This is a genomic window from Myxococcales bacterium (assembly GCA_012517325.1).
Taxonomy (GTDB): domain Bacteria; phylum Lernaellota; class Lernaellaia; order Lernaellales; family Lernaellaceae; genus JAAYVF01.
This window is the reverse complement of the sequence record JAAYVF010000086.1, coordinates 23829-33090: the sequence shown is the minus strand read 5'-3', so window position 1 is coordinate 33090 and position 9262 is coordinate 23829. Positions and strand designations below refer to the sequence as shown.

Sequence of the window (9262 nt, the reverse complement as noted above, 5' to 3'; positions counted from 1 at the left end):
GACGACGACACGGGGCCGATCGACGATGACACCACGCCCAGCGACGACGACACGGGGCCGATCGACGATGACACCACGCCCGCTGACGACGATTCGGTGCCCAGTGACGATGACACCACGCCCGCCGACGACGACACCACGCCCGCCGACGACGATACGACGCCGGCCGACGACGATACGACGCCCGCCGACGACGATACGACGCCCGCCGATGACGATACGACGGGTGACGATGACACCACCGCGCCCTTCGATTGCGCGACCGTGGCCGGCGATCTGGACGATTGCTCCTATTTCCTCAACGGCAACGACGGCAGTCCGGTCGACGAGGCCGGCATGACGGAGTGGTGTGAATCTTCGGTTGGCATGATCGACCCGTCGCCTTTCTGGACCTGTCTGTACGATTGTCTCAACAGCACCTCGTGCGACACGGATTGCTTCGGCGCCTGCCTGGAACCCGCCGATCCGGGCGGCACCGATTGCGCCCATACGGTATACATGATGTATGCCTGCGGCTCGCAAGCTTCGTCCCATTACGGAAGCAACGAGAATTACTGGATTCCGGAAATGGACATGGCCGCGAGTTGCGACAGTCTCCCGCTACCCTGGTCTTGCTACGACGATTGCACGCAAACGCTCGCTTGCTCCGATCCGCCGACGCAAGAGGAAATAGATGCCAGAGATGCTTGCTATCTGGCTTGCGACAACCCGGGCGATGACGACGACGATACGACGCCGGCCGATGACGACACGACGCCGGCCGACGATGATACGACGCCGGGCGACGACGACGATGATGATGACGATGACGACGACGATGACGACGACGATGATGATGATGACAACGACGATAACGACGACAACGACGACAACGATGACAACGACGATAACGACGACAACGACGATAACGACGACAACGACGATAACGACGATAACGACGACAACGACGATAACGACGATAACGACGACACCACGCCAAGCGACGACGACGATTCGTCACCCGCGGATGACGACACGAGCGCCGATGACGACTCGGACGACGATCAGACCGACGATGACGACAACGGCGATGATTTCGAATGGCCCGAAGACGATGACGATACCGGCGGTGATAGTCCGGTCGACAGCAGCGAGGAAGACGAGACGGACAACGGGTGCGGTTGTTCGTAAGCGATCATCGCGATAAACGAAAAGGCGGCGCCGAAAACGCCGCCTTTTTTCTTTAATAACGGGGAGTTACTTGTTTTTCCAGTTCGGCGTCCGCTTCTGCATCCGTGCCATGACGCCTTCGCGGAAATCCTCGGAGTTGTAGAGCGTCGACTGACCGAGGCCCTCCAGCGCCATCGAGGAGGCTGAATCCAGGTCGTAGGCGCGATCCAAAAGGATTTTCGCCAAGCCCACGGCCAGCGGCGCGCCCTGGACGAATTCCTCGTGCCAGCGCAGAGCCGCTTCCAGACCCTTGCCCGGTTCGACCAGCTCATTCACCAGGCCCCAGGAAAGCGCGGTTTCGGCGGTGATGGTCTTGCCGGTCATGATCAGTTCCTTGGCGCGCGGCAGGCCGACCACGCGCACCAGGCGGGTCGTGCCGCCGACGTCGGGGATCAGGCCCAGGCGCACCTCGGCGATATGCAGTTCGCAGCCGGCTTCGGCGATCCGCACATCGCCCGCCAGGATCAATTCCAGAGCCATTCCGAGGCAAAAACCGTGAATGACCGAAATGACGGGTTTTTCCAGCACCGCCAGCCTATTCATGACCCCTTGCAGCATCCGCACCAGACGGCGGAAGCGGTCGGGTTCCACGCCCATGCCGACGGCGGCGAGCGAACCCAGGTCGATGCCCGACGAAAAGCCCTTGCCGTTGGCGTTGATGATGACGGTCCGGATGCCGCTGTCCTCGGCGGCTTCCTCCAGGGCGCGGTCCAGATCCCGCATCAGCTCGACGCTGAGCGCGTTGCGTTTTTCGGGCCGATTGAAAGTGAGGATCCGGGCGCTTCCCTCGTTGCGAACCAGAAGCAGGGTTTCGCTCATCGTCGTGATCTCCGTGGAGTTTATTGTAAGGATTCCAAGGCCTTTTTGGCGGCGGCCTTGATTTTCATCTTGCCGGTCATGGCCAGCACATTGAGTTTGCTGGCGATCAGCCGTTTCTCGGCCGGTTCCAGGCGGTCGGCCGTTTCGGTCAGGGATTCGATGACGGGAATCGTGACCTCGGCCAGCGAGCAATCGAGCAGTAAAAGCTGCATCTGCCGGTCGCCGGCGGCGCCGTAGGCGGCGAAAAAGTTCCGGGCCAGTTCGTCGAAAGCCGGGGTGCCCTTGGCGGCGGCCAGGGCCTTCTCGTCCGCGAGCCGTTGCGGCGATTTCTTGATTTGAAAGGCTTGATTGGCGTTTTTCAGCGCCAGCGTGCGGGCGTAGGCTTGCTGCTTCTTGGTTCCCTCGAAGGCCGGTTTTTCCTCGCGGCGATGACCGGAGCGATTGCGCCGCTTGTCGATCTCGCTCCAGGACGGGCGGTCTTCATCGTTCCAACTGCGGTTCTCGTCGTGCATGAGCGGCTCCGTGTCGCGATAGGTTGCAGCCCTGATTAAACAGAAAAACGGGCGGGGGCGAAAGCCCGACCGGGGTAAAAAAACCCCCGAGCCGCAAGGCTCGGGGGTTTAGCGCTAATCAGTCTCTAAGCGATAAGAAACGCTTAGCTCAGCACGTCGATGATGCAATCTTCGATCGCGGCGCAGTCGCCGGTGTTGGCGATCACGCAACCAGCGATTTCGCCGGTCAGCGCGTAAGCGGCGTCGCCATTTTCGCAAGAGGCAGCGGCGTCGGCTTCGGCGATTTCATTGCCGTCGGCGTCGGTCAGAGCCAATTCGCAGTCTTCATACAGTTCGGCGTAGACGGCCGCGCAGTCCATCTCACCGCCGGTGTCGTCATCGCCGCCGGTGTCGTCGTCGGCGGTGTCGTTGTCGTCGTCGTCATCGTCGTCGCCGCAAGCAACCACGAGGCCCAGGCTCAACACTACGCTGAAGACGATCGCCAGCAAGAACAGTTTATTCATGTTAATAATCCTCCTTACCATGTTTTGGTGAAACATTTCTTGTGAACGAACAACCTCGTCAGCCCCCCACTAGGAGCTTAGTGAGTAAGCAAATATCACAAGGGTAAAAGGCCGGTCAAGTTAAAAATGCGACCACCCCAAAACTTGTATCTGGTTGAAAAGAAAGAAAAAACGGCAGCAGTAGAGCTAATTGGTTGATTTAATGGCCTTTTTTGGCGGCAGAGGAAAACAAGTGCAAAAGTCAGTAAAAACAAATAGTTAAAACTTGTTTTGGCCGATATTCGATATTTTTTCAGTGCTTGGGAGAAGCCTTCCTGACCGGGCGGAATGGCGCCGCGCGGCTGAAAATTGAGTCCCAAGGGGTCAGTTGAGGTACCCCAGGCTGCGCAACCGTTCGACTTCCTCGGCCGAAAGGGCTTGCGAACGAGACAATTTCTCGCCGACGCCCCACCGCGTCCGGATGGCGTTCATCTGGGTCGCCATTTCGGCCTGCAGCACTTCGGACATCTTCGGGTGATCGGGCGCCAGGTTGACGGTTTCCTGCGGATCCTCGGCCAAATTATAAATTTCCTCGGCTTTTTGCACCTGCAAGCCGTGGCCGAAATCGAGGGAAAACGGCGTCAGCAGCTTATGGACGCCGTTGCGCAAGGCATACCGCGGGTCACCGCTCATACTGGTTTCCAACACGATCGGCAACGCGTCCACGTTTTCCGAGGCGATGGAAAACAGGAGATCGCGTCCGTCGAGCGCGTAGCGGCTCGGATCCAATCCCAGCAATCCCAGCGCCGTGGGGAACAGGTCCAGCGATTGCACCTGGCCTTTCACCCGCACCCCGGCCGGCAGCAAATGGGGAAAGCGCATGATCAGCGGAACGTGGACGGATTCCTCGTAAAGAGTCAGTCCGTGGCCGAACAAACCGTGCTCCAGAAATTCCTCGCCGTGATCGGAAGTGACGATGATCACCGTCCGGTCGATCAGGCTTTTATCGATCAGGTAGCGGAACAGGCGGCCCAATTCCTTGTCGATGTCGGCGACTTCGCCGTCGTACATCGCCAGGGAATAATCGTTGAGGATTTTCGGTCCCTGGATGACCCGGAGCGCATATTGCGCGAAGTCGCCGGTGTCGATCAGGTGGCGGATATCGGGATTGATGTTGTACGGCCAGGCCGCGCGCGAGGTCTCTTCGCTGGGTTCGTAGGGCCAGTGGGCGTCGTAAAGATGCAGGAACAAGAAAAATTTATGCATTTGGCGAGGTTCGATATAGGCGATGGCCTTGTCGACGGCCTTGGCGGCCGGCTGGCTGTCCTCGTAATCGAACGAGTCGAAACCCTGGGCGAAACCGTAAACCTTGCTGACCAGGATGTAACTGACGATGGCGGCGGTGTCGAAGCCGTTTTCGCTCAGGACCTCGGCCAGCGTCAGCGCTTTGGGGCTCAGACGGTCGGTCACCCGCAACAGGCCCAGCGCGGTCGGTTGGACGCCGGCCAGCATGGCGCCGTGCGCCGGCAGGGTCCAACTGGAATTGCTGATCGTTTCCTCGAACAAGACGCCGTTCTTGGCCAGCAGGTCGAGGAAGGGCGTCCGGGCGCGCGGATTGCCGTAACAGCCCAGGCGGTCGGCCCGCAGGGTGTCGATGCTGATCAGGATGATGTTCGGCCGCGGCTCGCGATTGGTCAGGTCGGCGGCCTTGGCGGCGATATTGACCAGAAGCGTCGTAACGCCGGTGACGATCAACAGCGCGGTAAAAATCCAACGGCGCGACTTGGTCGCGGCGGCCGCGCGGCCGGCCCGCCAACGCCGCCACCGGTTTTCGAGCCAGGCGGTGAAGCGGTCGAACCAAACGCCGAACAGCACCGCGAGAAACAGCGAGGGGAAAATCCATTGGGCCTGGTCGGTCACCAGCGACCGCAGGGAAGCGAAATTCAGATAGGAAAGCAGGTATTCCTGAAAAAATTCGTAGAGATCGTCATTTTTGCGAATGAGGTGCGGCATCTTGTGCGTTTCGAGGTGAAACGCCTGAACCGCCTGATTCACGAACAGCCACAGGGCGAGGAAAAAGGTCGGATAAAATAGAAAAACACCCGTCGCCGTGCGCAGTCCGGCTTTCGCCGTCCGGCCGATCAGGATTTGCGCCAGCGTGACCGCCAGGAGAACCGTCGCGATCGTCAACGCGCCGTACAGCGAGTAGTTGATCGCCGTGGTGACCGTATGGATCGATAGGCGCCAGAGGCCGAGCGACCAGTCGCCGGACCGCCAGACCCGCGCCACCGCCGCGCCGGCGCCGACGAGAAACCCCGCGACGAGAAAAGCCGGCAAGACCCACGGCAGCTTTTTCAATTCGGCGAACAAGGTTTTTCGATCCATGCTGACTCCCGGCGACGGAAAACGCAAGTTTAGCGGCAAGCGCGAAGGAGATTCAATCCGGTCGCTCCCGGCTTATTTTGCTTGGATGGTCGCGGCGAGATCGCCGGCCGGGCCGAACGAAAAGTCGCCCAGCAGGCGGCGCAGTTTCGATTCGAACGTCGCCAGGCCGGTGTAGTGCTTGAACCGGGCCCTGGCGCCGGCGGCCACGCGGGGCTGGTCGGGGACGATCTCCCAGGGGTGGAAATAAATGACGGCGGGGACGCGATGGCGCCGGTTGATCCGGCGCAGGCCGGCGCGAATCAGCGCATAAGGGTAAAGCCGGAAGTAGCCGCCGCCCGCGAAGGGCAGGCTGCCGCCCGGGTAATCGAGGCGGGCGAGCGGCAACTCAACCAGATCGCCGTGACCTTCGCGGCGGATCAGCACCGGAGCGCGGTCGGCGCCCAGGTAGCCGACCGGCACCTTGCGACCGGGGAACAGCGACGAATCGTAGGTGAAACCCTCGTCCAGCAGGATGTCCAGCGCCCAGGGATTGGCCGGGCCGATGCTGAAATTCGGCGCGCGGTAGCCCTGGACCGGTTTGCCGAGCAGGTCCGCCAGCCGTTGCGCGGCTTCGTGGAGATCCTGGCGGAATTCGGCGGGCGTCAGGCGGTCGACCGGCTGGTGCATCGTGCCGTGGCAGCCGACCTCGTGGCCGGCGGCGTCGATCACGCGCACCAGGTCCGGGTGCCGCCGGGCGATCCAGCCCAGCACGAAGAAGGTTGCGCGGACCTGGTGCTCGGCCAGCAGCGCCAGCAGCCGCCGCACGGCGTCCGGGCACACCTCCCGCAGGCCGTCCCATTCTTCCGGCCGGATGTACGGCGCCAGGTTCTCGACGTGAAAGTAGTCCTCCACGTCCACCGTCAGGACATTGCGGATCGTCGGTTCGTTCATCGCGTCAATCGCACTCCGTCGAGGTACCAGGTGATTCGCCGGTCCGTTTGTTTGAAGTAAAACAGGATACGCTTGATGTGCGCCAGGTCCAAGGTCCGGCCGCCGTTGCCGGCGGCGATCCGTTCCAGCAGGATGCGCAGGTGTTGCGGTCGGCCGCTCAGCGGTTCGGACGCCTCGAAACGATTGATAAAGGCGTCGCAATCGCCGGCGTCGTCGATGCGGATCATCAGCTCGCGGGCCGCCGGGTCGGGCGCCCATAGATCGGCTTCCAGATAGCGGTAGCCGCGCCAGTCCGCCGGCACGGTCCGCAATTCCAGCGTCGGGTAGATCCCCGCCGGAAAGTCGATCGCCAGGCCGGATTTGCCGGAAACGACCAGCGCCGTGCTTGGTTCCAGCCAATACGGGCAGCGCCAGGTCAACCGCTCCAGGTCGCCGGCGGTTTCGAAATCGTTGATCGACAGCGTGTCCGGCTGCCCGCACGCCGTCAGCGCCGTCGCCAACAAGCCCAGCAGCAGCCACCGGCGCGGATTCATGAGCCGCCTCCCAACACGACAATTTCCGGCGGGGTCAGGAATCGCACCGGGAAATACCCTTCGCCGACGCCGCGGGTGACGTACAGCGGCTTGCCGTCGAGTTGAAACCAACCAGCGCGGTAAGACGAAAGATTTTCGTGCGCCAGCCGATTCAGCAGCGGGCCGGGCAGGGCGACCTGGCCGCCGTGCGTGTCGCCGGCGAGAATCAGATCGGCCCGGCAATCGAGCCCGGCCGCGGCGGTCGGGTAATGAGCCAGCAGGATGGTCGGCAAATCGGGTTCCGGCCCCGGCCCGCATGCCGCGCCCCAGCCCGCGTGATCCTCGGCATCCAGGCCGACCAGCCGGACGCGGCCGCCGGCGAGCGGCGCCGCTTCGTTGCGTAGAAAGCGGACCGGCAGATCGCGCCGCAAATCCCGCCGGCCGGGCACGTGGCAATAAGCGCAATTGCGCACCCGGCCGGTGTAGTCGGAATCGCCCAGCACCGCGAAGGCCCCGTTTTTCACCGGGAGCCGCTGCAGCCAATCGACCACCGGATCGACCGATTCGTCGTATTGCACCAGGTCGCCGCCGATCAACAGCGTGTCCGGCCGCAGATCGGCCAGCGCCCGCCGCAGTTTTTCGGCTTTGCGCCAGCCGCGCACGATGTGCGGATCGGCCAGAAAAACGACCCGTTCGCCGGCCAGCGCCTCGGCCAGGCGGGGCGGCAGGGCCAGGCGGGTGACGCGGAACTGTCGGGGTTCGATCTGCCAGGCGTAGGCGATCAGCAGCGCCAGGGCGACGGCCGCCAACGCCAGGGCGCCGCGCAGGGTTTTCACGGCCGCAGCCTCGCGGTGGCCAGGGCGCGGTAATCGCCGCTCGGCCGGAGGAAAAACCCTTGCAGGCGGTCGGTTTGCACGGCGACGTTGTCGGCCCACCACAGATCGACGTAGACGCAATCGGCGGCCACCTTTTGCTGGACCAGGCCGTAGAGCCGCCGCCGCTCGGCGCGGTCGTTGGTGCGCCGGGAGGCGTCGAGCCACTGGTCGACCTGCGGGTCGGCGTAAAAGCCGCGATTGCCGCCGCGCGGCGGCTGCATCGACGAGTGATAGACGTAGTACAGGTGATCGGGATCGTTGACCCCGACCCAGGTCAGCGTATAGGTCTGAAAATTGCCGCTCTTGATGTCCTGGAAAAACGTGCCCCATTCGAGGCTGCGGCGCTCGAAGCCGATGCCGACCCGCGCCAACTGACCGGCGATCACCTCGGCGATGCGCATCCGCAGTTTGTTCGTGCTGGTTTTGTACGACAGGGTGAACCGCACCGCCGGGCCGTCGCCATCGGGGTCGGGAAAACCGGCCGCGTCGAGCAATTGCTTGGCCCGTTCCGGATCGTAGGGGTAGGTCGGCGCGCCGGGATCGTAGGCCCAGTTGCCGGGCGCGAGCAGGCTGGTCGCCGGGCGGGCCATGCCGAACAGGAGGGCCGCGATGATTTCCTCGCGGTTGATGGCGTGCGCGATCGCCTGGCGCACCTCGCGGCGGCTGACGATGCCGTGCCGGTCGGCCAGGTTGAATCCCAGGTAGCTGTAATTGATGCCCGGTTCGCGCTGCACGAGCCGCCCCGGCATCTCGGCGAAGAATTTCACCGCGAAGTTGGGCACCGCGTTGACCACCAGATCCAGGTCGCCCTTGTTGAGCTGCAACAACCGCGTGGTGTCGTTGGCAACGACGCGAAACTCCAACCGGGGAATCGGCGGCGGCCCCTGGCGGTAGCGCGGGTTGGCTTCGAGGATCACCTTCTGCCCGAGTTGAAAATCCACGAGGCGGTAGGGCCCCGAGCCGACCGGCGCGGCGGCCAGCTTGGCCGGATCCTGCAGGCGGGCGGGCACGATCGGCCGCGTCAGCTTGTCCAGAAAGGGCGAAAACGGCTCGGCGAGGCGCAGCACGACCGTCCGGTCGTCCGGCGTTTCGATGGCGACCAGCCGGCCGAAGGTGTCCTGCGCCGGCGAGGCGTTTTTCGGATCGGCCAGAAAGCGATAGGTCGCGGCCACGTCGGCGGCGACGATCGGCGAGCCGTCTTGCCAGACCAGGCCCGGTTTCAGGGTGATCCGGTAGGTGCGCTCGTCGGGAACCTCATACCCTTCGGCCAGGGCCGGCGCGATGCCGCCGTCGATCTCGTCGGCGAACAGGCCCTCGTAAACCAGGCCCAGGATGCGCACGGAGTAGGCGTCGGTGGCGAAACGCGGGTCGAGGTTCGTCGGATTGCCTTCAATGCCGATACGCAGGGTATCGCCCGGCGGGGGCGGGGTGCCGCAAGCTAGCAGGAGGGAAAAAATCGCGGCCAGAATGCCGATCAGCGCCAGGGATAAAAAACGAGGGCCCGCCAAACGCCGCGAGCGCGCGCGATCGGCCACCGG

At 63.2% G+C, this 9262-nt stretch carries 9 protein-coding genes; 1 reads left to right on the top strand and 8 read right to left on the bottom strand.

Translation table 11 applies throughout. The annotated features are described in order from the left end of the window. The coding region (locus GX444_15365; GenBank protein ID NLH49958.1) for a hypothetical protein at positions 1-1170 on the top strand (1170 nt) is incomplete at its 5' end. Positions 1171-1236: 66 nt separating this feature from the next. Here GX444_15365 and GX444_15360 read toward each other — a convergent pair. The 8 genes from GX444_15360 to GX444_15325 form a co-directional block, all read right to left on the bottom strand. Beyond that, the gene (locus tag GX444_15360) at positions 1237-2028 is read right to left on the bottom strand and encodes an enoyl-CoA hydratase/isomerase family protein (protein ID NLH49957.1); all 792 of its coding nucleotides are present in this window, start codon (positions 2026-2028) and stop codon (positions 1237-1239) included. Between the two features lie 20 nt (positions 2029-2048). Further along, entirely contained in the window at positions 2049-2540 is a 492-nt protein-coding gene (locus tag GX444_15355) for a hypothetical protein (GenBank protein NLH49956.1), read from the bottom strand. 143 nt (positions 2541-2683) lie between these two features. Further along, entirely contained in the window at positions 2684-3043 is a 360-nt protein-coding gene (locus GX444_15350; protein ID NLH49955.1) for a hypothetical protein, read from the bottom strand. Between the two features lie 363 nt (positions 3044-3406). Beyond that, on the bottom strand, positions 3407-5407 hold the full coding sequence (locus GX444_15345; GenBank protein NLH49954.1) for a sulfatase: 2001 nt from the start codon (positions 5405-5407) through the stop codon (positions 3407-3409). Between the two features lie 72 nt (positions 5408-5479). Beyond that, a complete protein-coding gene (locus GX444_15340) occupies positions 5480-6337 on the bottom strand; it encodes a DUF3473 domain-containing protein (protein ID NLH49953.1) in 858 nt (285 codons plus the stop codon). Then, on the bottom strand, positions 6334-6870 hold the full coding sequence (locus tag GX444_15335; GenBank protein NLH49952.1) for a hypothetical protein: 537 nt from the start codon (positions 6868-6870) through the stop codon (positions 6334-6336). Before GX444_15335 ends, GX444_15340 begins: the two co-directional genes overlap by 4 nt. Further along, positions 6867-7685 carry a hypothetical protein gene (locus tag GX444_15330; GenBank protein NLH49951.1) on the bottom strand — a complete coding sequence of 273 codons (819 nt, stop codon included), beginning with the start codon at positions 7683-7685 and terminating at the stop codon, positions 6867-6869. Before GX444_15330 ends, GX444_15335 begins: the two co-directional genes overlap by 4 nt. After that, positions 7682-9259: an ABC transporter substrate-binding protein gene (locus GX444_15325; GenBank protein ID NLH49950.1), complete on the bottom strand. Its 1578-nt coding sequence runs from the start codon at positions 9257-9259 to the stop codon at positions 7682-7684. Before GX444_15325 ends, GX444_15330 begins: the two co-directional genes overlap by 4 nt. Positions 9260-9262 lie beyond the last annotated feature (3 nt).

What these genes read in the sequence shown, in the direction of transcription:
- GX444_15360 (NLH49957.1), bottom strand. Translation starts at nt 2,028, where the DNA reads ATGAGCGAAACCCTGCTTCTGGTTCGCAACGAGGGAAGCGCCCGGATC.
- GX444_15355 (NLH49956.1), bottom strand. Translation starts at nt 2,540, where the DNA reads ATGCACGACGAGAACCGCAGTTGGAACGATGAAGACCGCCCGTCCTGG.
- GX444_15350 (NLH49955.1), bottom strand. Translation starts at nt 3,043, where the DNA reads ATGAATAAACTGTTCTTGCTGGCGATCGTCTTCAGCGTAGTGTTGAGC.
- GX444_15345 (NLH49954.1), bottom strand. Translation starts at nt 5,407, where the DNA reads ATGGATCGAAAAACCTTGTTCGCCGAATTGAAAAAGCTGCCGTGGGTC.
- GX444_15340 (NLH49953.1), bottom strand. Translation starts at nt 6,337, where the DNA reads ATGAACGAACCGACGATCCGCAATGTCCTGACGGTGGACGTGGAGGAC.
- GX444_15335 (NLH49952.1), bottom strand. Translation starts at nt 6,870, where the DNA reads ATGAATCCGCGCCGGTGGCTGCTGCTGGGCTTGTTGGCGACGGCGCTG.